Genomic DNA, 25,034 nt, shown 5'->3' with positions numbered 1-25,034 from the left:
TCCGCCAGACCGGGCCGGGGGCAGACGGTAGCGCCGGGAGCCCGTACCTTCCGCGACGAACGACCGAGCCGCATCCCACCGGAGGACGACGTGCCGCCACGCAAGAGAGCCGAGAAGCCCGTCGAGGCCGCGCCTGAGCAGCCCTCCGAGGTGGTTTCCACTCCCCCGGAGCCTGCCGCTGAGGCGGCGCCACTCAGCCCGCCCAGCGGGGACGACAGCGCGCTGGCCGCTCCCCTCACCCCTCCCGCCGCGACTCCCGACCCCTCGGACAGCGACCCGCCGGTGTTGCCCGAGGACGGTCTGGTGACGCTGGCGGCGCCGCTGACACCGCCCGCCGCCCCGGCCGCCGCCCCGCTGGCTCCCCCGACACCGGAGCCGCCCATGGGACAAACCGCGATGCCAGGGTCGGCGTTCGTCGACTTCGTTGACGAGGCCGGGAAGCCGATCGACCCGGACACCATGTTCGTCGACCCGGGCGCCCGGTACACGTACGTGCGGACCGCGTGCCGTATCACCCGCGTGCACCGGCAGGACGGTGCGACCACCCGCACCAGCGACCAGCTGCTCTACCCGGCCGGGCGGCGCCTGGACCGGGCCGAGGCGGCGAAGCTGCGCGCGGAGCTGGAGAGCATCCGCGCCAGCCGTTCGTCGGCTGAAGAGTAGTTCACAGGCTCGCGGCGGCGCAGGCTGCCCGCTGAACGGCCGCCCTGGTGGGGGGTGGCCGGTATCGGGGGGACGGGCAGATGCGTCGCCGCGGACACACCTGGCGTGGGGTGAGCCCAGCAGGGGGTGAAGGGGCAGACTCGGGGACTCTCGCCTCTTCTCACCTCGCGGGCTCGCCCCACGCCAGAGCAACATGTACGACGGTAGGGAGATGGAGGAGCGGGTGGGTGTCGTCACGGTGGAGGATGTGGCGGTACGGCTCAAGATGAGCCGGACCCTCACCCCGGACCAGCGCACCGCTATGCAGGACGCGATCGACGACGCGATCGGCGCGGTCGCCGCGCACCTGCACGTGTCTCCCGTCCCGGAGCAGTTCACCGAGCGGGGGGTACGGCCCGTGGGGGATGCGTGGCCGCTGACGCATGATCCGCTGATCGAGGTCGTGTCCGCCACGCCGGAGACCGACCCGGTCAGCGGGGATCCGACCGGCGCGTACACGATCGTCTACCGGGCCGGGCTGGACCCGGACGCTGACCCGGTGTACCGGCGGGCGTTGCGCTCGTACGTGCTCGCACACGCCTCCGCGATGCCGCACATCGTGGAGCTCGCGCCGCGCGGGCGGCGGGTGAAGTCGTCGTCCCTCGAAGGGCAGTCCGTCACCTACGACAGCGATCCTCAGGCCGGGTCGGGGGTTGCGGGGGCGCCCCCCTCCCTCACCTCGCTGGATTACTGGCGGCGTATCAACACCTCGCAGGCGGCCGGTATCGCGCCGCACCCGTTGGATGTCACCAACATGCGGTGGTGGTGAGCGGTGGCGGTGACGCAGCCCACCACCATGCTGGGGGTGTGCGACGGCCACGACGTGTTGGACGGGCACGGCACCCGGTCAGCCACACAGTGGGGGCCGGTGCGGGGGGTGTCGCCGGGGGCGATCGTGTCGGAGCCGCCAGCGGACGGTGAGCAGGACGGTCCCGGCACGTGGGTGTTGGCGCTCGATCCTGTGACCTGGCCGGTGGGGGCACGGGGCCTGGTGGTGGAGCCGGGTACGGGCCGCCGGTGGGCGGTCATCAAGGCCGAGCACCGTAGGCACGGGGTGAACCCGGGGATTGACTGGGTGCGGGTCGAGGCGCGCACCGCCTGACCGGCCGCGCCGGGGAGTGTGGTGGCCTACCGGAGGTAGCGGGCCGCGACGACCCGGGCGGCGGTCCCCATGAAGTGCAGGCCGGGGTCGTGGGAGGAGCCGAACTCGGCTTCCACGACACGGTCATAGCTGCACACCACTTTGGCTGACACGCGGACGGGCGTGACGACGGTGGACGTGGTGCGCGTCGCTCGCGCCAACGCGCCCGGCACCGGCATCGACTGGCATCCGCAGTTACGGGACTGGTGGTCGGGCAGGCGCGGGTCACGCGGCCTGGACGCCAGGTCGTAGCCGGACACGGTCTTCCAGCCGCCTGCCGGGTTGATGGCCTTGCCTCGGTCGTCGCGGCCTTTCCGGATGTACGCCACCTTGGGCACCTTGTAGGAGACGTTCTCAGGGATGGTGGTTCCCGTCATCTCGGCATGCCAGTGGCGGGGATGCTCACTCGGATGCGTCACCCACGTCTTACCGTCTGGGGCGCGGTCGCGAGTTTCCGCTGCGGCGGCGTCGGTGACGCGGTCGACCTTGCGGCGTACCGGTCCAGCGGCGAGACGGGCGGCGAGACCGGGTTTGATTCGTGCTTTCCCCACGAGATGAGGATCGAGCACGCAGTCTGGTTGCGTCTTCTCCCGGAGGAAGGGCAGGAGGGCACGGTACCGGTGTGGAGTGTCGGAGTCGAGGAACGACACGTGCTAACTCGCTAACTCGCTAACTTGCGTACTCGCTAACTCGCGTACTCACCGCTGCTCTCACCGAGTCGGTGAGGGGCGTAACGATCCAGCGCGTCGAGGAGTCACCGCCCCGGGTCCGCCGATACCATCAGCGACGCAACATCGCCGACCAAGCACAGGAGTAACCGGATGACCGCAATAGTCGCGTCCATTTCGTCCTTGAAGGGCGGGGTGGGTAAGACGACGACCACGGCGAACCTCGGGGCGACCGCCGCTGACACCTACGGGTTGCGCGTGCTGATCGCCGATGGTGACCCCCAGGGGCACCTGTCGGACTGGTTCGGTATCGAGCGCCAGGCGGGTCGAGGATTCGCTGAACTCCTCAACCCGCCAACCGTTAACCCTCCCGGCATCCGTGACTGCCTCATCCAGGCCAGCGAGGATGTCTCCTTGTGGGTGCTGCCGACCAGCTACAGCGAGATGGACGAGGTTGAATCCCGTCTGTCGTCCGACTCCGCTCTCGGGGGGATCTGGTCAATCAACCGGGTGCTTCAGCCCGTCCTGGAGGACTTCGACCTCATCCTGCTCGATACGCGGCCCACCCTCGGTCAGCTGACCAGCGCCGCCATGTGCACGTCCAACGTCGTTATCCCCATCACTGACCCTCGGGTCCCCGCGTTCCAATCCACGGTCGCCGCTGTGCAGAAGGCCGAGCGGATCAAGACGCTACAAAATCCCGCTCTCGCGGTAACGGGGTGGATCCTCAATCGGTGGGAGGAGCACGAGGAAGGTCGGGCGGTCGCTGACCTGATGAGGAAGAACAACATCGCCGCGTTCCAGCCGGTCATCGGTGTCGGCGAGTACATTCCGAAGGCGTACATGTACGGCAACCCTGCGGTGTGGCAGTTCCCCAACCATCGCGGGCCTCACCGTAACTACGCTGAGCTGACCGGGAACATTCTGGCCGCTGTGGGCCTGGCGGCGGGGGTCGCCTGATGCCGCCGACACAGCGGAAGGGCAGGCGGGACCTCGACAAGACCGTCCAGCAGACCGCTGCTCATGCGGTCCCGGGCCTGCCCGTGCCACAGCCCGTCGTCATCCAGCCGGTTCGACCCGCCGAACCCGTAGTTCAGCCGCCAACCTCCGTGGCGGCAGTCGACGAGCCGCCGGTTCGGTCCCTGACCGCTGTGCCCGCAACGGCCGCCCCAGAGTCCGCGCCGGAACCGGTGCTTGAACCGGACCCGGTGAACGGCGAGACGAAGGAACCTGCTCCGGTCGCCGCGCCTGCTGAGCAGCCGACCAAGACGGCGGCGAAGCCGAAGGCCAGGCGTGGGGCGAGGGTGGCGCCGACGACGCGGACGGACTGCAAGGGCGACGCCCCGCGCAAACACACGATCAACGTGGTGTCCGATGTTCACGCCCGGTTGGCGGGTCTCCAGCTCGCGCAGACGCTCGCGGCGGGCCGTGAGGTGCCGTTGTGGCCGCACCTGGACGCGGCCCTGGCCGTGCTGCGCACTACCGACGCCGACGAGCTGCGGGCGTGGGGGGACCGGGCGGAGGTGTACGCCGACATCCGGGGCGATGACTACCGGCAGGTGGGGACACGGCTGAGAGGCACCGTCCTGGCCGCGGTACGCACCTTGCGGGTTCGGCTGCGTGCGGCTGGCGTTGAGGGGGTGGACGTGCAGGCGGTGCTGTCGGCTGCGGTGTCCGCGTACCTGGATGCGTTGGTGGCCCAGGGCGACCTGGTCGAGGTCGAGCAGGAGTAACCGGGAGAGGTTCAGGGGAGGGGCGGCGCCGGGTCGGGTGCCGCCCCTTCCTCTCTGTCCGGGGTCGAAGCGAGACGTAAGCGTGTCGGGTCGGCAGGGTGCCGGGGCATGAGCACCACGACGAAACGCGGGCGAATCAACCGGGCCGAGGTCGCCCGCCGCTACGAAGCCGGGGAGTCCATCCGGCAGATATCCGACACGCTGCCGGTCTCTCACGCGGCGGTCTACCGGGCGCTGAGGAAGGCTGGGGTGACGTTCCGCCCGGTGGGTGGGGTGACGGGGTCACGGTCGCCGGAGGAGCGCAGAGCGGCGATCCTGGCCGCGTACCGGGACGGCATGCACATCGAGGAGATCATCGCGACGTACCGCACGTCGGACGACACCATCAAGGCCATCGCGCAGGAGGCGGGGGAGCCTCCCCGGCGGCGGGGGCAGCGCCGCCGGGTGGACTGGGAGCAGGTCGGCCGGCTGTGGGATGAGGAGTGGCCGCCGGAGGCGATCGCGTTGCTGGTGGGGTGCAGTGCTCAGCAGGTGCGGCGGATCCTGCGGGAGGTGCGGCCCGCCGAGGATGCCGGGGACGGCGCCGGAGGGCCTGCCGCGGCCGAGTAGGCGCGGGGCATGAAGAAAGGGGCGGCACCCGTGCGGTGCCGCCCCTTCGGAGTGTCTGCGGTTCAGTGGGCCAGGTGCTTGAGCGTTTTCGCGGCGATCTTCTCCCGGTCGCGGCGGGTCATGGCGTGGTTGTCGCTGGCGTGGAACTCGTCGTAGTGGTCCGGGCCGTTCAGCCGCCGGACGTTCAGGGAGCGAGCGATCTCGTCGTACCGGTCGTAGCTGGCCTCGCCGAACGAGTTGTTCATCCACAGGTTGTCGAACTCCCGCCACTCGTTGCGCCACCGGTTCGCCGCGTGCTCCAGGACGTGCTCGGCGGCCACCCACCGGTGGTGGGCGGCAGCCCACTGGTTGGTCGGGGTGGTCGACAGGGCCTCCCACGCCTGCTCCGCCGTACCGCGCGCTTCCCGGTAGATGGCGTAGGCGTGCTCTTCCTCCAGGGCGGTGGGCACGGCGCTGTTGTGGTAGCGGACGACTTTCCACGTGAAGTACCGCTGGTCGCCGTAGGCGGGCTCGCGCTCGGCTCCGGTGAACCCGTCGACGGTGATGGTCTGGATCGGCTTCTGGCCGGTGGTGGTGGACATGATGCGGGGTTCCCTTCCGGGGGCTTGTGGGGCGCCGCTCGCTATCCCGGCGAGCGGCGAGGGGAAAGTCAACGGTTATCGCCCGAGCAGCTCGGACAGCATCGGCTGGTGTGCGGCGAACACGACTCCGCCGAAGGTCGTCTCCAGGTCGGCGACCAGGGCGGGGTAGGTGTCGGCGCGTACCCAGGCTGCCCGCCGGGCGTCGTCGGCCCCGACCACGGCGGGCAGGTCGGCGCGGGCCACGCCCCCCAGGTGGCATCGGGCGGGCACCGTCACCATCCACGCCTCGTTCGAGGCTCGGGGGTCAGGCACGTACCGGGCGGGGAGTACCTCCCAGGACGCGCCCCACGGGAGGGACAGGCCAGTCTCCTCCTCCAACTCCCGGACGGCGGCGTCGGCCGGCTCCTCGCCGGGGTCGACCTTGCCGCCGGGCAGTGCCCAGCCGTGGCCGTCGCCGCGCTCGATCATGACCAGCCAGCGGCGGCCGTCCTCGGTCTCGGCGGTGACGACGGCGTCGGCGCAGACCTGCTCTCCCCAGTGCCAGAGGTCGCCGCGGCCGTGTGGGATACCGGTCGGCCCGCCCGGGTTGACCGGGCGGCCGTCGACCACCTCGAACGGGATGTATGCGGCGGCCTGCCGGGCGGCCCAGTCGATGCGGGTGGGGTCGTCGGTGATGTTCGTCGTGCTCATGGCAGTTCTCTTCCTTTGCCTAGTGGTTCCTGCTCCATGACGAGAAGTCGTCGATGGCGTCGAACGCGCGTTCCGCCTGCGCGAGCTGGTCGGCGGCGGCGTTCAGGGCCGCGCCGGCGGCGTCCTTCTGCGGGCCGGGGGCGTACCTGTCGTATGTCTGCCGCGCCTGCCCGTATGCCCCTCGGGCCGCGTGGAGCGGCTTGATTGCGGCGTTACGGGCGTGGCGCCATGCGTCCGCGCGGCGGTCTCGCTCTGCCTGTTCGGCGTCAGCCCGCCTCCGGGCGTTCGCCGCTTCGGACGCACGCGCTTCCTGCTCTTGCCGCTTCGACTTGCTCGTGAGCCAGCCCATGGGGGTCTCTCCTTTCGTGGGGCGCCCGGGGCGGGCGTCCTGGGGTTAGTTGGTGCTGCCGTTCGCCGTGGCGGTGGCGAGGGGGCGGGTGATGTCGTCGGGGGTGGCGTGGCCGTTGCCCTCGGCGCGGAGCGCGGCGATCACCTCGTCGGCTTCACGGTCGGCCGCGGCGTCCTCTCCCTCGCTCACGGGGGTGCTCTGCTCGCCGCTCTCCAGGTGCTCGCCGAGCGCTCCCTGAGCGCTCTCGGGAACGCTCGCGTGCTCGTGCTCGCCGCTCTGCGCGAGCGCTTCCGTAGCGCTCGCAGGGGCGCTCTGAGCGCTCCCCTTGCTGCGGGAGCGCTCGATCTCGGCGATGCGCTCGATGTGCTCGGGCATCTGGCGGAACTTGCGGTGCCACTTGCGAGCGGTGGAGGCTCCCGCGCCGGTGTGGTCCTTCAGGTCTGTCGAGCGCGGGTAGATGTCGCGGGCGAGTTGCTCGCGGAAGAAGGCGAGCGCGTTCTCCTCGGCGCTACGTGGCGCTGGAGCGGGCGCGGGCTTCGGCTGAGGGCGGGGAGCGGGCGGTGCAGGGAGCGGCGCCGGAGCGGGCTGCTCGATCGGCTCGGGAGCCGGAGCGAGCGCCGGGGGCAGCGTGGCCGGGGTGGTGTTCTCCCAGGCAGACGGCAATTCCATGGTGATCAGTCGTTCGGCGGTGGCGAGCACGCCAAGCTGGGTGAGCACCTGCTCTCGGCGCTCGGGGACGCTCCCGAGTCCGGCGTGCTCGACCGCTTTGCGGATCGCCTTGTCGAGTTCGCGCATTACGCGAGCGCGCTTCCCGGCGCGGGCGTTCGCGGGGAGCGCTCGCGCGGTCTTCGCGGCGAGCGCTACGCGGGTGAGGCGGCGGTGAGCGTCCACGGCGCTCGCGTCGCGCTCGCTCGGTTCGGCGACACCGAGCAGGATGAGCGCTCGCTCCAGGGTGAAGCGGTAGTGGATGCGGCGCTTGGGCTTGCGCTCGCGCTTCTTCTCGCGCTCGCCGTGGAGGTTGCGCTCCCACAGCCATGCGGCGATGAGCGGAGCCGACAGCCGAGCGAGCACCTCGATGAAGCTCTTGGAGTCGAGCGCGGAGAGCACGGCGGAGAGCGTGGTGAACACCCACATGGCCTTGCCGTCGATGCCGGCGTCGCCGACGTCGCTTTCGCGGACGTTACGCCGTGCCCGGTAGGCGGAGGCGAGGACCGCGACCTCCAAGAACGCGAACAGCAGTCGAAGAGGCCCGGTGAAGCCGAGGACCTCGCCGAAGACGTGCCACATGCCTGTTCCGGCGAATCCGGTTGCCATGAGGGCGGCGAGCAGGGTCCATCGCTCGTCGATTTCCTTCGGCAAGGAACGTCCGATGCGGGCGAGCACTTTCTTGACCAGCCAATATGCGCCCAGCACCAGGATGATGGCGATGGGGAGGTACCACCATTCGCTGGTCAGTGCGCTGATCAGCGCACCCAAGGAAACGATCAAGTCGTTCATCATGTTCATCACCTTTAAGTCAATTTGTCGCTTTAGTGGAGCTGGCTGACCTCTTACGCTCCGCACACAGGAGCCGTCTCAGAGGCCGTCTCCCCCGCTGTCTCCCAGGTGTGCCTGAAACCGTCTCTGAGACGGTCTGACCTGGGGTCGTGTGCGTGCGCGCGCCTAGAGGGACAGTGAGGGGCGCCTCGGGGGACGACCAGCCAAGATCGTGACTCTGTGTGATATCGCTGAGGGTTGCGTTCGGGGTCGTCGAGGGCATCGTCATCGACCCTTCAAGATGGTGCGGGCGAGATCGTTTGCCGTGGTGATCGAATTGGTGATCCGGTAGCGGCCGTGCCCGAACCTCGCGACCAGGTCCCCCGCCACCAGCGCCTCCAGCCACCGGTTGACCGATGACCGCGACATGCCCGACGCCTTCACCAGCTCGTCCGGGCCGAAGCCCGCCTGACCGGCCTCGACGATCACAGGGCAGATGCGGGCGACTGCCTGCGCTACCCGGGCGGCCTTCGCGTTCACCGACGCGGCGGCCACGATCGCCGGGTCGACCTGGTGGCCCACCTCGGCAGGCTCGGGGCGGAGTTCCTCGGCGGGCGTTTCGGCTCGCACCCGGAACACCTCCTCGCGCTGCGTCTCGGACAGGAACGGCAGGAGGTCGTCGGGCATCAGGCCGGGCGCGGTCTCCCACGTCCGTCCGGCGGCCTTCGCCCGGAGCGGGTGCAGGGTCGGCGCGGTCGGGCCTGCTGCGGTCGCGGCGTTCAGGACTCGGCGGGCCGTGTTGTTGTAGCCGCGCAGCAGGCGAGGGCGGGAGGAGCGGCCGTCGAGCAGGTAGTGGCGGCCCTTCCCGGTGAGCTGGGTGAAGTCGACGTGGCGGATCTGCTCGCCGATGAGGTTGCGCCACACCGCCTTGGAGCCGTGGAACAGGTGGATGATGTCGAACGCCTGGCGGATCTCGGACTTGCGGAGCGACAGCATCGACGGGGAGTTCGTTGCGGCGATGAGACCGATGAGCCCGGCCCGGCCGCTGGTGATGATGGTTTCGACCGCGGCGACGGCGCGCGGGTTGTTCTCTTCCGCTGAGATCCAGCGGGCGAGCTCGTCGATGACGACCACGACCGCCGGGTTGTCCTTGTCGGCCTGCATGACGCGGTGCCCGGCCGGGATGAGCACGCCGGCGCCGTCCGCCATCGCGGCGATCGCCTCCAGCAGGAGAGTGCCTTCTTCGGCGCCTTGGGCGATGCGGGCCATGCGGTGGGCGCCGTTGCGGATCTCGATGCAGCCCTTGCGGTCCAGGCCGACCAGCACGACGTCGTCGCATTCGAACAGTTGGAGCAGGTAGTCGCCGAGCTGGGTCGACTTGCCTTCGTCGGTGGTGCCCGCGAGCAGGACGTGGCGGCTGCCGCTGTCGCGGGTCGCGAGCCGTACGGTGAGGACGTCGCTGTTCTCGGCGCCGCCGACGAGGAACGGGTCGTAGATCGAGCGGGGGAACTGCTCGATGTCGGGGAGGTCGATGACGGGCAGGATCCGCGACTGGTCCATGTCCTTGCGGTGCATGTCGGCTTGGGAGGAGGAACGGACCGGGGCGTGCACGATTTCCCGGATGACGCCCTTGGGCCAGTGCATCGCTGAGGCGATCTCGGGCTTGAGGCTGTTGAGTTGCTCAACGGTGATGCCGGGAGGGCACTGGAGACGCCACACGGTGTGCTTACCCGCAGGGTCCATCTTCGTGACTTTCTTGACCTTCACGCCGGGCTTGTGGATGCCGCGCATCGCGTGCGGCCACCACGCCAGCCAGTACTGGACGCGGATCTGCCAGACGATGATCGAACGGATCACGGGGTGCGCCCACCAGGTCACGGCGTAGATGAGATTCCCGATGCCCAGGGACAGCAGGTGGGGTGGCCACACGGCGGAGGCGGTGATCCAGGCGGCGGCGCCGAGCGCCGGGTAGGTGAACAGCCACACCGGCAGAGCGTCGGCGCGGGTCGCCCGCCAGGAGATCAGCGCCGCAGCGGCGATCGAGGCGGCGGCGGTGATCCACACGGACGCCTGGTAGGTGTAGACGGCGCTCCCGGCGGTGAGGACGACCACGCCGACGAGGATCGGGGTGAGGACCACGCGGTGGCGGTTGAGGAATCGGGAGACGGCGCGCAGGACCCGCCAGGTGGCGCGGGCTCTGCGCAGCGTGGTTCGGGTCTTCCCCCACCGCTGAACCTCCCCGGTGTTGTCCTTGCGGTAGGCGGTGAGTTCACCGAGGGGGGAGGTGCCCGGGGAGAAGTGCGCCGCCGCCGTGTCGTCGGCTTGGCCAGGGCGCGGCCAGGCCAGGCGCACGATCGCTGCGACGATCAGCGTCACGATCAGGGCGGCGAGCATCGTCTGGGTCCTTTCTCAGGGCTCAAGTTCGAAGGTCGTGGAGGCGAACGCGTCGTGGATGGCGGACTTCTCTGTGGGGGCGTCTCGGATCATGCGGATCCAGATCAGGGCGACGAACGTGATGGCGCCAGCGCCGGTGACGAAGACGAAGATCCACACGGTGGGCTCCTTACTGGACGTGGGCGAGTTCGGGGCGCCCAGAGTGGGCGGGGCGGGGCGGAGCGGTGAGGGTGCGGTAGTGCTCGAGCAGGAAGGCCACGCCGAGGTAGATGGCGACGAGGGTGCAGGCGAGGACCTTCACGCTTTCGCCGAGGAACACCAGGGCGGCGAGGAACAGGCCAACGGCGAGGTAGCCGACGAACTTCGCGGCGAGGCGGAGGGCTGCGCCGGCGTGCTGCCACCCGGTTGCCTGGGGGCTACGGATGCTGTTCCACCACTGGGTGGGGGTGAGGTGCTTCCGGTTGTGGTCGCGTCTGGCGGGGATCAGCGCGGTGATGGCCGCGCCGAACGCGAGGATCAGCAGGAAGGCGTCCATGGGGATCATCGGGGGCAGCCTTTCCCGGCGCAGGTGCAGGGCTGGGTGCGGGAGGCGAGTTTGCTGGGGATGGTGCCGTCCGGGAGGCGGAGTTGCATCCAGCCGTCCGTTTCGCTGAGGACTTCGGCGCGCTGGCCGTCGACGCACACGACCCGCTGGGCGGGGGTGTGGCCGGGCTGCGCGGCCTTGCCTCGGATCCAACTCACTGCGTGCTCCCTCTTGGCTAGTTCGTAGCTACAAGCTAGCTTGTAGCTATAAGAGACGCAAGAGGAGTTGTTGACCGTGGCCGCGATTGCCGATATCCACACACCTAGACGTGCGGGCACTGCTGGTGCCGCGTGTGACGGTGGGGACACATTGAGAGTGGTGGGCGGCATGGCAGCAAGCGGGCAACCCCCGTACAAGGTGATCGCGCGAGCGCTGGCGGAGCAGGTCGAGTCCGGCGGGTTCGAGCCGGGGGAGAAGCTGCCGTCCGAGGCGGAGCTGCAAAAACGGTTCGGCGGGGTGTCTCGGGACACGATCCGTGCGGCGATCGGCGAGCTGGCCCGGTTCGGGCTGACGGTGTCGCAGAGCACGGTGGGGACGTTCGTCCGCACCTATGAGCGGGTGCCGGTGCTGCTGGCGGTCGTGGTGGCCGGTGGGGAGGTCGGGGAGGTGGATGTGCGGCGGGCCGCGCCGCCCGGGGCGGTGGCTGATCTGCTGCCGGGGGTGACGTCGGTGTGGTGGCGTCGCTCGCACCACAGGGGGGTGGTCACGGACTCCTACTATCCGCGTGACATCGGCCACCTCGTGCCCGACCTGGAGGAGCCTGCCGCGTTGGCGAACCCTGACATATTGCTGGCGCGGGCCGGGGTCAACGTGGTCGAGCGGCGGATCCGGGTGCTCTCCCGAATGCCGACCATGGCCGAGGAGACGCTGCTCGGCACCCCGCCGGGGACGCCGGTGGAAGAGGTCACGGCAGCCCTGATCGACAGCGGCGGCACGGGGGTCGCGGTGCGCGTCGTCCTGCTTCCGGGGGACCGGTTCGTCCTCGAACACACGCTCTAACATGGTGTTTTGTCGGTCGGGAGCCTCATTGTGGGGGCATGAGTTTGAGTCGCGCATCCCGCCGCCCCCGCCGTTCGTCGCGCCCGGCTGGGCCGACTGTGCAGGCCATCGAGGTCACCAAGCACATGTCCGTGACCGGGCAGCGGCTCGTGCTGGCGCACGAGTCAGGCGACTGGTCGCTGGGGTGGATGGCCACCTCGAACCCGGCACGGCCGGACAGCGGCCGGGGTGAACTCCGTGTGCAGGTGCTGCCGGAAGCGGCGTGGCATCACCTGGCGATCACCGGATCCCTCCCTGAGGGAGTGACGCCGCGATCGGTGCCGATCTCACAGGTGCGGGTGCTGGCGCTGTTCGTGCCGACCGCGATTTTCTGAACGCTGACGTAAACGGTACGGGTCGGCATGCTCCCGGAGTGATCGCGGCGCCCACCCAGGGCGCCGGGCAACTCGTCGGAGGAGATCCCGGTGAACGACCTCGTCACCTGCAACCTCGCTCACCCGCTCGGCGCCGAGGGTGCCCGCAGCGTCGGCCTGGAGCACCGCGACCACGAGGTGGAGGAGGAGATCACCCTCCTGCGCGGGCACGCGATGCGGCTCGTCGGCGCCGGCATGGTCGCCGGGGCCGACCCGAAGAACCGGGAGAGTGTCGCTGCGGCGCTTCGCCCGGCAACGCCGAAGACCGAGCCTGCCGTAGCGCCTGCCCCGGCGCCGAAGACGGAGCCCGCCGCGCCGCCGGTGCCGGGCAGTACCCCGGCGAAGCCCGCCCGGGTCAAGCCCGCGGACGACCCCGCCTGATCTGGTGGACGTCACGCTGCTGGCCGACGCTGACCCGGTGCCGCTCGTGCTGGCGTGGCTGCGCGAGCACGAAGCTCTCGCCACCGTGCTCGGCGGGCCGGGCAGGGTCGGCGCCTACTCCGAGCCGCCCTACCCCCGGTTGCGGGTGCATGAGGTGCCGGGCGGGACCGTGGGCCAACGCAGCGGGGAGCTGCTGCACGCGGTGACCTCCTGCGTGCAGTTGGAGGCGCTCGGCGCGGGAGCGGACGCGCCGGGCGTCGGCGCGTTGAAACGCATCGTCATGGTGGCGTTGGGGGCGGTCGCGGAGCTGCCGGGCCAGCCGTACGTGTCGGGGCCGGTCATCACTGGGGTGCGGTACCTGGCCGGGAGCGGCGGCCCGATGCCGGACATCGACGGACGGCTCCGATGGGTCGCGAAGGTCCTCGTGTCCTCCCACGCCGGGCCGGGTTAGCCGATGGTGAGCTGCACGCCGTGGCCGCCGGCGGTCTCCACTAGGAGGCGAGCGTGCTCCTTCTTGAGGCGCTTCTCAGCGGTGGCTGCGATGGTCTTGCAGATCAGGCAGTACCGCCGCTCGGGGCGCCGCGGCGGCCGGTAGATCGTGCCGCCTGGGTAGCGCACGCCGTTGACTTCGATGGGGTCGTCGGTGAGCGGGTGGCCGTGGATGCACTCTTCCTTGGCGGCGTTGATCGCGGTCGGCGCCCCAGAGCGGAGCACGTTTTCGCGGTGAGTGACGCCTTCGAGATGATCTAGGCGGCAACAGGCCCGGTGGACGCACGCTGGCCCTGGCGGGCACACCTTCGGTTCGTGGCAGATGTGATCTGGTTCGTACCCGTCCGGAAGCGGGCCGTGGGCGCGTTCGTACACGTATCGTGCGACGCCGACCTTCTTGCCGTCGACGCTGATGACGCCGTACCCCTGCTCGGTCGTTTCGCCGGTCCACAGCCAGCACGGCCCCAGGGATGGGTCGTGTGCCGGGGTCGGGCCGGCCATGTCGACGTTCGATAGCCACCGCACTCCTGCCGGGCGTTTCACCCCCACCTTTGGCTCTCCCCTTGTTTGCGTCTCGCCTGCTCGCAGTGTCGCAGGCCGGGCCATGGCGGCGACAGGTCCTGCCGACAGGTCGTAGCCGTACATAAGCGGCGGACATCCGTACAACCGCGTGGTGAGGGTCCCCAGCCCGTGACCACCTTCCGCGATGCGGGGGGTGGCGTCGCAGCATGAGGGGGATCCTGTGGGCGCCACAGACCTTTTTGTCCCGGTACTGTCGCGGGTCTGGCTGGCTCCGGTCGGTACGGCCGCCCCGGCTGGGCCGACCATCGCGATGACAGACCCGTGGGCGGACGTCGGCCACTTCACGCCGGACTCGCTGAACTGGGAGACGTCGCCCGAGTTCGAGGAGGCCAAGAGCGCGCAGTCGGATTACCCGATCGCGTCGTGGCAGACCGGTGACGGCGCCACCTTGGAGGTGGACCTGTACGAGTGGACGGCGGCGAACTTCCGGGCGGTGTTCGGCGGCGGCGAGTTCACGAAGATCACCCCGGCCGGTGACCCGGCGCCGCCTCCGTACTTCAAGTTCACGCCGCCGAAGGTGGGTGGTCGTGATGAGGTCGCGGTCGTGGTCGAGCTGATCAACGGTGACAGGCATCTGCGGAGGATCATTCCGCGCGCCCAGCAGGTCGAGGGTGTCACCCAGTCGCTGAACAAGACCGAGGCCAGCGTTCTGCCGCTGCGGCTCAAGGTGCTGGGGTCGGACATCGCAGACGCATTCTACGATTTGTCCGATTTCGAGGCGTTTGACCCTTCCTGAGCGATTTAATCGTTCGGTGATCGGACGGGGCGCCCGCCACACCGGCGGGCGCCCTTTCGTCGTGCCCAGACGCAAGCGCCGCCGGTCCGTAGCTTCCCGCCCCGTCCGATCGAGACGACCCGGGGGGACCCCACCATGACAACCGCAGGGCTGAATCTCAACGCCGCGCGCAAGGCCCGCGCCGCGCGCCGCAACCGCAAAGCCGGACCGATCCCGCTGTACTTCGGGGAGAACGAGGACGGCAGCGACAAGCTGATCGCGCAGGTGCCGTCAGAACTGCCGCTGCACGCGCTGGAGCCGTTCACCCGGCTGGACATGGACATGGCGTACCTGATGCACGTGGTGCAGGGCGCGTTCCGGGCTGAGAACAGTGCGATGGATCAGCAGGAGATCATCGGCATGGTCATCGACCTGCTGATCAAGAGCCCCCACCTGCCCGCGCAGTTCGTGGAGGCAGTCCGTCAGATGGGTCGGGAGATCCTCGGTGAGGACGGGTACGCGGCGTTCATGGCCGAGCGGCCGAGCGTGTTCGACATTGGGGATCTGGTGAAGGGGCTCATGGCCAGTTGGGGCGTGGGCCAGGGGGAATCCTTGCCGCCCAACGGTGGCTCGCCGAGTGGGACCGAGGACTCCACGCCGACTTCCGAAGCACCTACGGGCTCGACCTCGCCGGAGTCTTCGCCGACCCCGGAGACCCTGACTTCATCGGAATCCACGCCTTCCTCGACCTCTGCCACCATCTCCCCCACGATGCCCGAGTAAGGGTTCCGCGCGGCTACTGGCTGGACCCGTGGACACGCACTCATGACCTGCTGGCCGGAATCCACTACGAGCAGACGCTGCGGGTGGCGAACAAGCAGCGCAAGAAAGAGTGGAAGTGGCCGCGGCCCGCCTGGATCGATGAGGCTGCGCGGGAGGCGAAGGCGCTCCAGGGTGGGCGGCCGACGCGAGCGTCGATGGATCGGGCGATGAACCTGATGATGTCCACCGCGAAGCCGAAGAAGTGACGAAGGACCCGCCCCCAGTCTCGGGGGCGGGTCCTCGCGGTGCACGGCTACCGGTCGGCGGCCAGGGGCGCCTGCTCCACGGTGGGCAGCGCGGCCTGTTCTCCTCGGGTGAGCGCTTCCAGCACGGCCAAGGCCGCGGTGCGACTCCAGGACCGGCACGCCTGGGCGAGGACGGCGGAATCGGGGAGGACGTCGGTGTCGACGTCCTCGATCTCCTGCGCGAGCAGTTCGCCCGGGGCATCGATCCACGCTGCGTCCAAGGCGATTCCCCGCACGAGGTGGCCGAGAACTTCCCACTGTGCCCGAGTGAGCGGCGGAAGGTCGGAGAGTTCGGCCGCCGCGACCTGCTCCCACAGGTCTCCCGGCAGGCCGGAACGCGCGGGGAGCCCAGCGTTGACCTTCGCCAGCGCCGTGTCGACGCTCTTGACGCTGAGGTTGAGTTCAGCGGCGACCTGGGCGACGGCGGTACGGCGGGTGCCCCGGCCTCCACCGAGTAGCTCCTGGTGGTAGTCCACGCCAGCGGCGAGGGCGCGGGCGCGGTCGTCTGCGCCAGCGGACATCTCAGCGCGTGCGCGGGCTTGGCGGGCGTCGGCGGCGGCGAGTTGTGCCCGCCAGTCAGGGATGAGCATGGGGCTGTTCTCCTTCGTACGAAAGGAGGGGTGACCACTCGGTGAGTGGTCACCCCGTGCGGGTCGGTGGTGTTAGTCCTTGACGGGGACGCCGTCGACGTCGGAGGCGTCGAAGCACTCCGGCTCGTCGTTGTGGTCGATGCCAAGGTTCTCGGCGCGGGCGCGGACCAACTCCTCGTAGCGGGCGTTCGCCTCGTCCTCGTCGTCGGTGTCCTCCAGTTCGCGGGTGGCCCCGTCCTCGTCGTAGATGCCGTAGCGCATCTCCCCGGTCACGGGGTCCTTGTAGGTGACCAGCGCGGTGCGGTAGGTCTTCTGGCCGTGCTCCAGGCTGTAGGTCTCCCGGTCGGGGAAGCGGAGCTCGTCCCGGACGAGGGCGTCGATCTGCTCGGCGTGCTCGTCGGTGAGGTCGGAGACGCTGACGTGGGTGAGGACGGTGCGGAGCATAGGTAACCTCCCAGGTGTGGGTTCCGCCTTGTTCGGAGCCCGGGGTGTCGGGGTGCCTCCCGACACCCCAAAAACTACCCCTACCCGTAGTTGAATGTCTACGGGTAGGGGTAGTTTTTTTATGTAGCACCTCCCCTCCCCTCGTCATCGGACGGTAGCGATCTGACTCGGCATCCTGCGCCCCGACGTACGGGGGTGCGCAGGTGGCGGAAGAGCCGGACAGCGTCCAAGCGGGGCGGATCGAGCTTGAGGTCGTCGCAGAATTTGGCGCGGGCTGGGAGCGGAAGCTCAAGCGGGAGGCGGACGCGCGAGTCCGTGACATCCGGCTGCGGATCCAAGCGCAGGTAGACGCGCGGAAACTCGCCGCTGAGGCGAAGACCGCGGCGAAGGCTGCGGAGACCGCCGCGAACATCCGGCTGAAGGCGACGCTCGATGAGTCGGCGCTGCGGCGGGATTTGGCCGTGCTGGTGAGAGACCTTGGGGCGTCGTCGGGCGTGCAGGTGAAGGTCACCGCCGATGTAGACCGGGACCAGTTCCGAAGCGAGGTGGAGTCGGCGGCTCGGGACGCTGGGGCCAGCGTCAAGGTGGATGCGGACACCCAGCCTGCGGAGGAGAAGACCGAGGAGTGGCGGCGCAAGAACCAGCGGCGGCCGATCAAGCTGCCGTTCGGGTTGGAGGTCGACCCCGCTAAGGCGAGCCTGGTCGGGTCGGTGGTGGCGACGCTGGGCAAGGTCGCGGCGACCGCGTCCGGGTTCCTGCTGGTGGCGGCGGGGGCGACGGCGCTGGCCGGCGGGTTGTGGGCGGTCGCGGCGGCGGGGTCGCAGGCGGTGGGCGTGCTGGCTGCGGTGCCGGGGGTCGCGGCGGCCGGTATTCAGGGGTTGGCGGGGCTGCTGGTTGGGTTTTCCGGGGTGGGGACAGCGCTGGGGGCGCTGGGGCAGGCGGACAAGGCATCGGGGGCGTCAGCGTCGGCGGCGGCGTCGATGCGGGAGCAGGCGGCCGAGAGGATCGAGCAGGCCGAGCGTCGCATTCGGGACGCGGTGCATGCGCGGATGCTCGCGAACGAGCAGGTCGGCTACGCCAAGGACGCGGCGGTGCAGGCCGCGAAAGCGGTCGTCGCGGCCGAACAGCGCGTCAAGGAGGCCGTTGCCCGGGTGGCGGAGGCCCGTGAGCGGGCGGCTGAGGTGGCGGCCGATGTGGCGGACCGGCAGGCGGCGGCGGCCCGCGCGGTGGAGATGGCCGAGCGCCGGTATGCCGAGTCGCAGCGCAGCAGTCAGAAGGCCACCGAGGCGCTCAACGAGGCCCGCAAGACCGCGAAGGAGCGGATCGAGGATCTCGCCCTGGCGGTGCGTGGCGGGGCGCTGGACGAGCGCGGCGCCCAGTTGGCGATCGAGCGGGCCAAGATGCAGCTCGACCGGGTCAACGCTGACCCGTTCGCGGACTCTCTGTCGCGGAGGGAAGCGCAACTCGCGTACGAGCAGGCGCTGCACCGGCTGGACGAGGTCAAGGAGCGCAACGGTGATCTGAGGGAGGAGCAGGCCGACTCCGACCGGCGCGGCGTGGAGGGGTCGAAGGAGGTTGAGGCGGCCAAGGAACGGCTCGCCGACACCCTCCAGGCGGAGAAGGACGCCGAGTACGCGCTGGGAGAGGCACGCAAGCAGTCGGCGAAAACCGCTGTTGACGGCGCGAAGGCCATCGCTCGGGCGAACGAGGGCATCTCCGACGCCTTGAAGGGGATCAAGGCGGCCACCGACGACGTCGAGCAGGCCAAGAAGGCGCAGATCCGGGCTGAGCGCGGGGTCCGCGACGCGTTGTGGTCGCAGATGCTCGCCGCTGAGGCGGTCGCCGACGCCCAGCGGGAGCTGGCGAAGGCGAAGAAGTCCGCGGCCGAGGCAGGGAAGGGCGGCGGCGGGGGCGGCGGCGTGGACCCGGCGGCCCAGGCCCTGGCGAACCTGACGCCCGCGATGCGTGAGCTGGTGCTGTACCTGCACAAAGAGGTCCGGCCCGCGCTGTCCGACATCCGCAAGTCCGTGCAGGAGGCGATCGCGCCTGGCATGAAACGCGGCGTCGAGCTGGCCATGCCGCTGCTGAGCACCTTGAAGGGCGGGCTGACCGGCACCGGGCAGGTCCTCGGGGATCTGGCGACGGAGTTCGGCCAGTTCGTCGGGTCGAAGGCGTTCAAATCTGACCTGAAAACGATTATGGAGTCGAACAACCGGGCGTTGGCGGTGTTCGGGTCAGCGGGAATTAAAAGCTTTTCGGCGCTCACGAAATTAATGAAAATCGCGTCGCCGTATGTGGAGAAAATAGCGGGGAAACTGTTCGATGCGGCGGAAGCGTTTGATGATTTTCTGTCCACGAAGGATGGGCAGAAACGCACTGAGGATTTCCTGGCGAAGGCGTGGCTGTCGGCGTCGCGGCTGTGGCGGATCATCAAAAACGTGGGTGGTGCCTTCTTTGGCCTGGGTAAGGCTGCTTCCCCTGCGGGTGGCACCATGCTGGAGGATCTGGCGCAAGCGGCCGAGGATTTCAACCATTGGATTAACCAGCCGGAGACGCAGGCCCGGCTGAAGAAGTTCTTCGATGATTTGATTCCGGTGATGCGTGAAGCCGGAAAGTTGATCAACGACATTGTGAAGTTCTTCGGGAAGCTGACGGAGAAACTCGTTGAGGACGGCACCCTGGCCGAGGTGATCGGCTGGTTGCGAACCATTGTCGGCTGGCTGATCAAACTCACCGAGATCCCGTTCGTCGGCGACATGGTGCAGTGGCTGTTCGTCCTGGGCCTGGTCGCGGTGGTGCTGGGCACGCTGACGAAGAAGCTCGGGGCGGTCGTGAAGGGCCTCGGGCTGATGGGCAAGGCGTTGAAGGGGCTGATCAAGCTCGGGGGGAAGCTCGCCGGCCTGAACCTGTTCGGCGGGAAGGGCGGGAAGGGCGGCGGATCCGGCGGGGTGGATGTGCCGGATGTCGACCTCGGCGACGGCAAGGACAAGAAGAGCAAGAAGACCAGCAAGAGCAGCAAGCCCGGTAAGGGTGTCGGGGTTGATGCCGGTGACCTGGCGGGGCTCGCGGACGCGTTCGACGGTGTCGGGGACAGTGCGGACAAGGCGGGCAAGAGGACCAAGGGGCTCGGTAAGGATGTCGACGACGTAGGCAAGAAGGCGGACGGCGGCGGGAAGAAGGCTGGGCTGCTGTCGCGGGCGTTGGACGGGGTGAAGTCGGCGGCAGGCAAGCTGGGCGGCGGGTTGGCCGCTCTGGCGGGGATGCTCGGCTTGGACAAGCTGGGGGACCTGGCGGGGAAGGTCAAGCAGGAGTTCTCGAAGATCGACCTCGGGTCGGCGGTGAAGAAGCTCAACCCGGTGAACCTGATCGACAAGGCCAAGGGGAAGCTCAACCCTGCGGAGTGGGTTTCGAAGCTGAACCCGAAGAACCTGCTCAGTGGCGTCGGGCAGAAGATCAACCCTGCGGGGTGGTTGTCGAAGCTGAACCCAAAGGCGCTGCTCACCAGCATCGGGTCGAAGCTCAACCCGGGGGAGTGGATCAGCAAGCTCAACCCGAAGAGCCTGCTCGGGTCGATCGGGTCGAAGCTCAACCCTGCCGGGTGGTTGTCGAAGGTGAACCCGGCGGACATGATCGGGAAACTCAAGACGAAGATCGATATCTCGTCGTGGTTCTCGAAGGTTGACCCGACCGACCTCATCGGCGACGTGGGAGGCAAGGGCGGCAAGAGCGGCGGGAAGGGCGGGAAGCTCCTCGGGGGGGCTGCTGCGCTGGGCGGCGGCGGGCTGCTGGCCGCGCTCGGCATCGGCGGCCTGTCGGAGGTCATGAAGGCGACCGGCAAACCGGTCGATGACCCGATCAACCAGACCTTGGGCAACTTCGGCAACACTTTCGGTGTCGGCGAGTTCGCGAAGATGTTTGCGTTCGGCGATGACTACTGGGCGAACGAGAGGAAGAAGGTCGAGGACTTCCTCGGCATCTTCAAGTCCGGGCCGGAGAAGGCGAAGGGGTACTGGGACAACCTGTGGAAGACCGTCTCGAACGGTACGGACACCGGGGCGGCGGGGGTGTCGTCTCGCCTGGGCGTGTTCCTACGCACCACCCAAGGGAAATTCAGCGAGCTCAGCGCTGACGCGCCGCCGAAGATCCGGGAGATGTGGTCCGGTATCCAGCGGGACCTGGCCGCAGGCATCACCCCCAGTCAGGCGAAGATCGACGCGTTCGTGCAGGCCGGCGGCGCGAAGTTCGTGACCCTGTCGAAGAACGCGCCGGACGCGTTGAGGACCGGGTGGGCGACGGTGATGTCCGGCATCGACACGTTCGTGCGGGCCGGTGCGTCGAAGCTGGGGTCCTTCGCGAACTCGGCGTCGGGGAAGTTCTTGACGTTGGCGAAGGATGCTCCGTCGCATGTGCAGAGCATGTGGTCGGAGATCCAGGCGAAGATCAGCGCTGGGGTTCCGGTGCCGCAGAAGCTGATCGATGACTTCGTTACCTCCGGGGGCGGGAAGTTCCTCGGGCTGAAGAAGGACGCGCCGCAGGCGATGCGGGACATGCTCGGCAACATCCAGCGAGACCTGTCCACCGGGTTGGCGCAGGCCGCGGTGAAGATCGGCCAGTTCGTCACGGATGGCGGCGGTAAGTTCTTGAAGCTGCGGCAGGACGCGCCGAAGGACATCCGGGCGATGTGGTCGGATATCCAGCGCGACATCGACGCCGGGAAGACACCTTCACAGGCGAAGATCGCCGCGTTCGTGCAGGCCGGTGGCACGAAGTTCCTGGATCTGAAGAAGACCGCGCCCAAGCACGCCAAGGACGCGTGGACAGCGGTGACCGCTTCGACGTCCGAGCTGAACAAAGCCCAAGGCAAGATCGGCGACTTCAACAAGAAGGCCGAGGAGGCGTTCGCCGGGAGTAAGAAGTCGATCGGTGCGAGCTGGGGTGGGCTGCCTGCCGTGCTGGCGACGCCGCTGCGCACGGTGATCGACAAGCTGTATAACTCGGGCATCGCGAAGCTGTGGAACAGCGTGGCAGGGAAGCTGAACCTGCCGCCGCTGCCGACGATCAGCCTGGGTTTCGCTGAGGGTGGTGTGGTGCCTGCGGGCGCGTACGGGGTGCTGCCGGGGTACGCGCCCGGGAAAGACACCATGCTCGCGGCGGTGTCTCCTGGGGAGGCGTGGCTGGTGCCGGAACTCGCCCGCTGGTTCGGGTCGGACGCGATCAACGCGATGAACGCGGCGGCGCGGGCCGGCCGGTTGCCGAGGTTCGCGTCCGGTGGGGTGGTGGGTAATCCGCTGGCGGCGTTCGGTCTGGGCGTCACCTCCCCGGACCAGGCGAGGCAGGAGATCGAGGCGGCGGTCGCTGCGGATCAGTTGGCGACGCGGATCACGGCGGCGATCCGGGAGGCGTATTCGGGGTCGGGTGGGGTGCTGGACATGCTGCGCGGGATGAGCTCTTCGGACGGTTCGGGGGGGTATCTGGGGGAGGCTGCGTCGGATCTGTCGGAGGCGGCGGCTGATCTCGGCGGGGTCGGGGTCATCGACCGGATGGGCTCGTCGTCGACGTCGACGGGCGGGTTCGGTGGTTATGGGTCGTGGGGGTCGCTGGAGACGGTGAAGCCGGCGTCGGGGTCGGCGGGGTCGGTGGTGGTGAATGTGCATCCGCAGCCGGGCCAGTCGGAGTTCGAGATCGGCACGGTCGCGGCGCGGAAGGTGGGGGCGATGATCCGCTGACCGGGCGGGGGCGGACTGTAGCCGCCCCTGCTGGTCATGCTGTGCCCTGGGTTTTGCTGGACGGCCGGGGGGCGGACGCGTGGCCACTGTGGTGCAGGAGCGGGTGTACTCGACGACGAGCCCGTCGTTGAATCACACGATCACGTTCTCGCCGACATCGTATGGACAGCGGATCGTGATCTTCGTGAACTCCTACACGGGTGTGACGGGCACGACGGCTGGTTATGAGTCGCATGAGTGGTCGGCTCACACGATCGGTTCCCGCCTGTACTCGAAGCTGTCGACGGGTGGGGACACGTCGTTCACCGTAACGTTGGGCTCCTCATCAGACAGGCTGTTCATCTGGGCGTATGTGCTGTCGGGCGCTCCGGAGTATCTGGGGTCCCGTAGCGGTACGGGCACGTCCACGTCCGTGGGGGTCAGCAACATTGACCCGGGGTCGATCATGTTGGGGACGGTCGGGTTCTACCTGACCGGGAACACCGACAACTCTGCGGTGAATTGGCCGAGCGGGTTCAGCCACCGCGGCTATGCGCTGCGGGACTGGGTCGAGTCGGGGGTGACCCGGCGGATCTGGTCGTCGACGGCGGTCCACGACAGCGTGGGCAGCTCGATCAGCTTCTCCCAGTCGTTGGTGACGGGCGCAGGTGGCTCGTCGTATTCGTGGGCGTTCGGGTTGTTCGGGCCTCCGGAGACTCCCCCGGACAGTGAGCCGCCGTCTGCGCCGACGAACCTGCGGGTGACGGGGCAGACGAACACGTCGTTGACGTTCGCCTGGAGCGCGGCGACCGACAACGTGGGTGTGTCCGGGTACGGGGTGTACAAGGACGGGGAGCAGGTCGGGTCGGACCAGTCGGGGCTGACCAGGACCGTGACCGGGCTGGTGGCGGGCAACACGCACGTGTTCGAGGTCGACGCGGTCGACTCCCAAGGCAACCGGGGGCCGAAGGCGTCGTTGACGGTGACGGTGGTGGCGGACACGATTGCGCCGACCGTGCCGGGCAATCTGCGGATCACAGCGCTTGGTTCGGGGTCGTTCACGTGCGCGTGGGACGCCAGCTCGGACAACATCGGTGTGGCCGGGTACGGGGTGTACCGCAACGGGGCGAAGCAGGGCGCCGATCAGACGGCGCTGACGAGGTCGTTCAGCGGCCTGGGCAATGGGACGTCGCACACGTTCCAGGTGGATGCGGTCGACATGCACGGCAACCGGTCGGCGAAGGCGTCGATCACGCTGGTTGCCTCGCCGGACACGGTCGCGCCGACCGTGCCGGGCAATGTGCGGACTACGGCGGTGTCGGGGGCGAGTATCGCGATCGCGTGGGACGCCTCGACCGATGACCGGATCGGGTTGGCCGGGTACAGCATCTACAAGGACAGTGTGAAGGTCGCGGACCTGGGGCCAGCCGCGGTGGCGTATCGGTTCAACGCGCTCACCTCCGACGTCGAGTACCTGTTGCAGGTGGATGCGGTGGACCGGGCCGGCAACCGGTCGGCGAAGGCCGGGTTGTCGGTGGTGGCGGTGACGGAGACGGAACCGCCGACCGTGCCCGGCGACTTGGCTGTGACGGGCGCCACGCACACCACGATCAGCCTGTCCTGGACAGCCAGCACCGATAACGACGAGGTGATCCGGTACGACGTCCTCGTGGACGGGGTCCGGCGGGGCGACGCGGCCGGGCTCACTTACACCATCCAGGAACTCACGCCGAACACGGTGTACACGATCGGTGTGCGGGCGGTGGACCGGTCGGGCAACGTGTCCACCCTGGCCGAGGTGGTCGCGTCCACGGCGGAGCCGCCGTACACGCCGCTGGCGTCGCCGGTGTACCTGCTGGCCGGGTGGGCGGGCAACGTTGTCGATGACGAGGGTGTGCGGTGGGTGGTGGAGGAGGAGGACGGGTGGTCGTCGTCGCCGAACGCGGAAGGGCTCGGCGCTGACAACGACGGCGATGACGGCGGGTTCGCTGGGCCGGGCCAGTTCGGGCCGAAGGTCGTCACGTTGGCGGGGGTGGCGGTGGCGCCGGATCATCTGCGGATGGTGCAGGCGATGGATCAGCTCGTGTCGATTCTGCATCCTCGGCAGGTCGCGGAGCTGCGGGTGGTGGAGGCGCATCTGACGAGGCGGGTCATGGTGCGTTTATCCGACGATGTGACGATCAGTCCGCGTGGCGCTCGCGCATTCGGGTGGGAGTTGACGGTGACTGCGGATGATCCGCGCCGGATGGGGGTGCCGATCCGGCAGGAGGCATCTGGGGACGCCCCAGACCCGATTGAGGTGGTGGTGGAGGTGTATGGCGACTACCCGGATGGGATTCCGGCGGCGTTGACGATCCAGGACGCGATCTTGTCGCCGAGGTTGCTGCATGTGGAGACCGGGGTGGAGATCGTCTTCGATGAGGACGTGCTGATCGATCCGGGGTACACGGTGCGGGTGGATCTGCTCGCCCGGGATGTCACCGTGGTCAACCCGTCGTTGCCGGTTGGGGAGCAGACGGTGTCGGGCATGCGCTCCATGATCGCGTCATCCACCTGGTTCCAGCTTCTCAACGGCCCGAACACGATCCGCCTGCTCGGGCAAAGCCATCCGACGACGCCGGGGCCGGCGACGCTCGTGGTGGAGACCGCGGACTGCTGGACCTGAGAGCGGACGCTACCGGGCCTGGTCGGCATGCTGCGCCGTGATCCGAGCACAGGCGTTC

General features: G+C 68.9%; 28 protein-coding genes. 15 read left to right on the top strand and 13 right to left on the bottom strand.

Annotation, left to right across the window (positions count from 1 at the left end; genetic code table 11):
* Positions 1–90: 90 nt before the first annotated feature.
* From ABT352_RS33490 to ABT352_RS33480, 3 genes are all read left to right on the top strand, one after another.
* A complete protein-coding gene (locus ABT352_RS33490; RefSeq protein WP_350949015.1) occupies positions 91–663 on the top strand; it encodes a hypothetical protein in 573 nt (190 codons plus the stop codon).
* A gap of 193 nt (positions 664–856) precedes the next feature.
* Positions 857–1,471, top strand: coding sequence for a hypothetical protein (locus ABT352_RS33485; protein ID WP_350949014.1), 615 nt, complete (start codon positions 857–859; stop codon positions 1,469–1,471).
* Positions 1,472–1,480: 9 nt separating this feature from the next.
* Positions 1,481–1,804 (top strand): hypothetical protein, encoded by a 324-nt coding sequence (locus ABT352_RS33480; RefSeq protein WP_350949013.1) that lies wholly within the window; start codon positions 1,481–1,483, stop codon positions 1,802–1,804.
* 26 nt (positions 1,805–1,830) lie between these two features.
* Here the strand turns inward: ABT352_RS33480 and ABT352_RS33475 are convergent, their stop codons facing one another.
* On the bottom strand, positions 1,831–2,394 hold the full coding sequence (locus ABT352_RS33475) for a hypothetical protein (RefSeq protein ID WP_350949012.1): 564 nt from the start codon (positions 2,392–2,394) through the stop codon (positions 1,831–1,833).
* A 270-nt stretch (positions 2,395–2,664) separates the two neighbouring features.
* Between ABT352_RS33475 and ABT352_RS33470 the strand changes: the two genes are divergently transcribed.
* The 3 genes from ABT352_RS33470 (at position 2,665) to ABT352_RS33460 (ending at position 4,853) form a co-directional block, all read left to right on the top strand.
* Complete coding sequence (locus tag ABT352_RS33470; RefSeq protein ID WP_350949011.1) at positions 2,665–3,471, top strand: ParA family protein; 807 nt, start codon at positions 2,665–2,667, stop codon at positions 3,469–3,471.
* A 248-nt stretch (positions 3,472–3,719) separates the two neighbouring features.
* Entirely contained in the window at positions 3,720–4,244 is a 525-nt protein-coding gene (locus ABT352_RS33465) for a hypothetical protein (protein ID WP_350949010.1), read from the top strand.
* A gap of 108 nt (positions 4,245–4,352) precedes the next feature.
* Complete coding sequence (locus ABT352_RS33460; RefSeq protein ID WP_350949009.1) at positions 4,353–4,853, top strand: helix-turn-helix domain-containing protein; 501 nt, start codon at positions 4,353–4,355, stop codon at positions 4,851–4,853.
* Positions 4,854–4,915: 62 nt separating this feature from the next.
* Here ABT352_RS33460 and ABT352_RS33455 read toward each other — a convergent pair whose 3' ends face one another.
* The 8 genes from ABT352_RS33455 to ABT352_RS33420 form a co-directional block, all read right to left on the bottom strand.
* A complete protein-coding gene (locus ABT352_RS33455; RefSeq protein ID WP_350949008.1) occupies positions 4,916–5,434 on the bottom strand; it encodes a hypothetical protein in 519 nt (172 codons plus the stop codon).
* Between the two features lie 75 nt (positions 5,435–5,509).
* Positions 5,510–6,124, bottom strand: coding sequence for an NUDIX domain-containing protein (locus tag ABT352_RS33450; RefSeq protein WP_350949007.1), 615 nt, complete (start codon positions 6,122–6,124; stop codon positions 5,510–5,512).
* Between the two features lie 19 nt (positions 6,125–6,143).
* Positions 6,144–6,473 carry a hypothetical protein gene (locus ABT352_RS33445; RefSeq protein ID WP_350949006.1) on the bottom strand — a complete coding sequence of 110 codons (330 nt, stop codon included), beginning with the start codon at positions 6,471–6,473 and terminating at the stop codon, positions 6,144–6,146.
* A gap of 45 nt (positions 6,474–6,518) precedes the next feature.
* A complete protein-coding gene (locus ABT352_RS33440) occupies positions 6,519–7,973 on the bottom strand; it encodes a hypothetical protein (RefSeq protein WP_350949005.1) in 1,455 nt (484 codons plus the stop codon).
* A 261-nt stretch (positions 7,974–8,234) separates the two neighbouring features.
* Complete coding sequence (locus tag ABT352_RS33435) at positions 8,235–10,343, bottom strand: hypothetical protein (RefSeq protein WP_350949004.1); 2,109 nt, start codon at positions 10,341–10,343, stop codon at positions 8,235–8,237.
* A 15-nt stretch (positions 10,344–10,358) separates the two neighbouring features.
* Complete coding sequence (locus ABT352_RS33430) at positions 10,359–10,502, bottom strand: hypothetical protein (RefSeq protein ID WP_350949003.1); 144 nt, start codon at positions 10,500–10,502, stop codon at positions 10,359–10,361.
* A gap of 10 nt (positions 10,503–10,512) precedes the next feature.
* On the bottom strand, positions 10,513–10,887 hold the full coding sequence (locus ABT352_RS33425) for a hypothetical protein (protein ID WP_350949002.1): 375 nt from the start codon (positions 10,885–10,887) through the stop codon (positions 10,513–10,515).
* On the bottom strand, positions 10,884–11,084 hold the full coding sequence (locus ABT352_RS33420; RefSeq protein WP_350949001.1) for an SH3 domain-containing protein: 201 nt from the start codon (positions 11,082–11,084) through the stop codon (positions 10,884–10,886). The genes ABT352_RS33425 and ABT352_RS33420 overlap by 4 nt, the downstream gene beginning before the upstream one ends.
* Before the next feature lie 169 nt (positions 11,085–11,253).
* Between ABT352_RS33420 and ABT352_RS33415 the strand changes: the two genes are divergently transcribed.
* The 4 genes from ABT352_RS33415 to ABT352_RS33400 all read left to right on the top strand — a co-directional run bounded on the left by ABT352_RS33415 (position 11,254) and on the right by ABT352_RS33400 (position 13,170).
* Positions 11,254–11,925 (top strand): GntR family transcriptional regulator, encoded by a 672-nt coding sequence (locus tag ABT352_RS33415; protein WP_350949000.1) that lies wholly within the window; start codon positions 11,254–11,256, stop codon positions 11,923–11,925.
* A gap of 98 nt (positions 11,926–12,023) precedes the next feature.
* On the top strand, positions 12,024–12,299 hold the full coding sequence (locus ABT352_RS33410) for a hypothetical protein (protein ID WP_350948999.1): 276 nt from the start codon (positions 12,024–12,026) through the stop codon (positions 12,297–12,299).
* Between the two features lie 90 nt (positions 12,300–12,389).
* Positions 12,390–12,719: a hypothetical protein gene (locus ABT352_RS33405; RefSeq protein WP_350948998.1), complete on the top strand. Its 330-nt coding sequence runs from the start codon at positions 12,390–12,392 to the stop codon at positions 12,717–12,719.
* 4 nt (positions 12,720–12,723) lie between these two features.
* On the top strand, positions 12,724–13,170 hold the full coding sequence (locus tag ABT352_RS33400; protein WP_350948997.1) for a hypothetical protein: 447 nt from the start codon (positions 12,724–12,726) through the stop codon (positions 13,168–13,170).
* Here ABT352_RS33400 and ABT352_RS33395 read toward each other — a convergent pair.
* Positions 13,167–13,709: an HNH endonuclease signature motif containing protein gene (locus tag ABT352_RS33395; RefSeq protein ID WP_350948996.1), complete on the bottom strand. Its 543-nt coding sequence runs from the start codon at positions 13,707–13,709 to the stop codon at positions 13,167–13,169. The genes ABT352_RS33400 and ABT352_RS33395 overlap by 4 nt on opposite strands.
* A gap of 205 nt (positions 13,710–13,914) precedes the next feature.
* Here ABT352_RS33395 and ABT352_RS33390 point away from each other — a divergent pair, with 205 nt between their 5' ends.
* The 3 genes from ABT352_RS33390 to ABT352_RS33380 all read left to right on the top strand — a co-directional run bounded on the left by ABT352_RS33390 (position 13,915) and on the right by ABT352_RS33380 (position 15,533).
* Positions 13,915–14,526, top strand: coding sequence for a phage tail tube protein (locus ABT352_RS33390; protein ID WP_350948995.1), 612 nt, complete (start codon positions 13,915–13,917; stop codon positions 14,524–14,526).
* Positions 14,527–14,661: 135 nt separating this feature from the next.
* Complete coding sequence (locus tag ABT352_RS33385; protein ID WP_350948994.1) at positions 14,662–15,288, top strand: hypothetical protein; 627 nt, start codon at positions 14,662–14,664, stop codon at positions 15,286–15,288.
* 83 nt (positions 15,289–15,371) lie between these two features.
* Positions 15,372–15,533, top strand: coding sequence for a hypothetical protein (locus tag ABT352_RS33380; protein WP_350948993.1), 162 nt, complete (start codon positions 15,372–15,374; stop codon positions 15,531–15,533).
* Between the two features lie 47 nt (positions 15,534–15,580).
* Here the strand turns inward: ABT352_RS33380 and ABT352_RS33375 are convergent, their stop codons facing one another.
* Both ABT352_RS33375 and ABT352_RS33370 read right to left on the bottom strand, forming a co-directional pair.
* Positions 15,581–16,162 (bottom strand): hypothetical protein, encoded by a 582-nt coding sequence (locus ABT352_RS33375; protein WP_350948992.1) that lies wholly within the window; start codon positions 16,160–16,162, stop codon positions 15,581–15,583.
* A gap of 72 nt (positions 16,163–16,234) precedes the next feature.
* Positions 16,235–16,606 carry a hypothetical protein gene (locus ABT352_RS33370; RefSeq protein ID WP_350948991.1) on the bottom strand — a complete coding sequence of 124 codons (372 nt, stop codon included), beginning with the start codon at positions 16,604–16,606 and terminating at the stop codon, positions 16,235–16,237.
* A 203-nt stretch (positions 16,607–16,809) separates the two neighbouring features.
* On the opposite strand from ABT352_RS33370, the gene ABT352_RS33365 reads away from it, so the two are divergent.
* Positions 16,810–22,332, top strand: coding sequence for a coiled-coil domain-containing protein (locus ABT352_RS33365; protein WP_350948990.1), 5,523 nt, complete (start codon positions 16,810–16,812; stop codon positions 22,330–22,332).
* Between the two features lie 246 nt (positions 22,333–22,578).
* On the opposite strand, the gene ABT352_RS33360 is transcribed toward ABT352_RS33365, so the two are convergent.
* Complete coding sequence (locus tag ABT352_RS33360; protein ID WP_350949028.1) at positions 22,579–22,779, bottom strand: hypothetical protein; 201 nt, start codon at positions 22,777–22,779, stop codon at positions 22,579–22,581.
* Between ABT352_RS33360 and ABT352_RS33355 the strand changes: the two genes are divergently transcribed.
* A complete protein-coding gene (locus ABT352_RS33355; protein WP_350949026.1) occupies positions 22,778–24,976 on the top strand; it encodes a fibronectin type III domain-containing protein in 2,199 nt (732 codons plus the stop codon). The two genes, ABT352_RS33360 and ABT352_RS33355, sit on opposite strands and share 2 nt — an antisense overlap.
* The last annotated feature ends 58 nt before the right edge of the window (positions 24,977–25,034 follow it).

The sequence above is a fragment of the Streptosporangium sp. NPDC000563 genome, assembly GCF_040299985.1.
GTDB lineage: Bacteria > Actinomycetota > Actinomycetes > Streptosporangiales > Streptosporangiaceae > Streptosporangium.
Note: the sequence above shows the minus strand (reverse complement) of the source record. Positions and strands in the feature narration are given on the sequence as shown.

Bases quoted from the DNA above. Each gene is read 5' to 3' on its own strand.
- ABT352_RS33470 (WP_350949011.1), top strand. From the start codon at position 2,665: ATGACCGCAATAGTCGCGTCCATTTCGTCCTTGAAGGGCGGGGTGGGT.
- ABT352_RS33425 (WP_350949002.1), bottom strand. From the start codon at position 10,887: ATGATCCCCATGGACGCCTTCCTGCTGATCCTCGCGTTCGGCGCGGCC.
- ABT352_RS33440 (WP_350949005.1), bottom strand. From the start codon at position 7,973: ATGATGAACGACTTGATCGTTTCCTTGGGTGCGCTGATCAGCGCACTG.
- ABT352_RS33455 (WP_350949008.1), bottom strand. From the start codon at position 5,434: ATGTCCACCACCACCGGCCAGAAGCCGATCCAGACCATCACCGTCGAC.
- ABT352_RS33375 (WP_350948992.1), bottom strand. From the start codon at position 16,162: ATGCTCATCCCTGACTGGCGGGCACAACTCGCCGCCGCCGACGCCCGC.
- ABT352_RS33485 (WP_350949014.1), top strand. From the start codon at position 857: ATGTACGACGGTAGGGAGATGGAGGAGCGGGTGGGTGTCGTCACGGTG.
- ABT352_RS33395 (WP_350948996.1), bottom strand. From the start codon at position 13,709: ATGGCCGGCCCGACCCCGGCACACGACCCATCCCTGGGGCCGTGCTGG.
- ABT352_RS33450 (WP_350949007.1), bottom strand. From the start codon at position 6,124: ATGAGCACGACGAACATCACCGACGACCCCACCCGCATCGACTGGGCC.
- ABT352_RS33370 (WP_350948991.1), bottom strand. From the start codon at position 16,606: ATGCTCCGCACCGTCCTCACCCACGTCAGCGTCTCCGACCTCACCGAC.
- ABT352_RS33355 (WP_350949026.1), top strand. From the start codon at position 22,778: ATGTTGGGGACGGTCGGGTTCTACCTGACCGGGAACACCGACAACTCT.
- ABT352_RS33445 (WP_350949006.1), bottom strand. From the start codon at position 6,473: ATGGGCTGGCTCACGAGCAAGTCGAAGCGGCAAGAGCAGGAAGCGCGT.
- ABT352_RS33460 (WP_350949009.1), top strand. From the start codon at position 4,353: ATGAGCACCACGACGAAACGCGGGCGAATCAACCGGGCCGAGGTCGCC.
- ABT352_RS33435 (WP_350949004.1), bottom strand. From the start codon at position 10,343: ATGCTCGCCGCCCTGATCGTGACGCTGATCGTCGCAGCGATCGTGCGC.
- ABT352_RS33360 (WP_350949028.1), bottom strand. From the start codon at position 22,779: ATGATCGACCCCGGGTCAATGTTGCTGACCCCCACGGACGTGGACGTG.
- ABT352_RS33390 (WP_350948995.1), top strand. From the start codon at position 13,915: ATGCGGGGGGTGGCGTCGCAGCATGAGGGGGATCCTGTGGGCGCCACA.
- ABT352_RS33385 (WP_350948994.1), top strand. From the start codon at position 14,662: ATGACAACCGCAGGGCTGAATCTCAACGCCGCGCGCAAGGCCCGCGCC.
- ABT352_RS33415 (WP_350949000.1), top strand. From the start codon at position 11,254: ATGGCAGCAAGCGGGCAACCCCCGTACAAGGTGATCGCGCGAGCGCTG.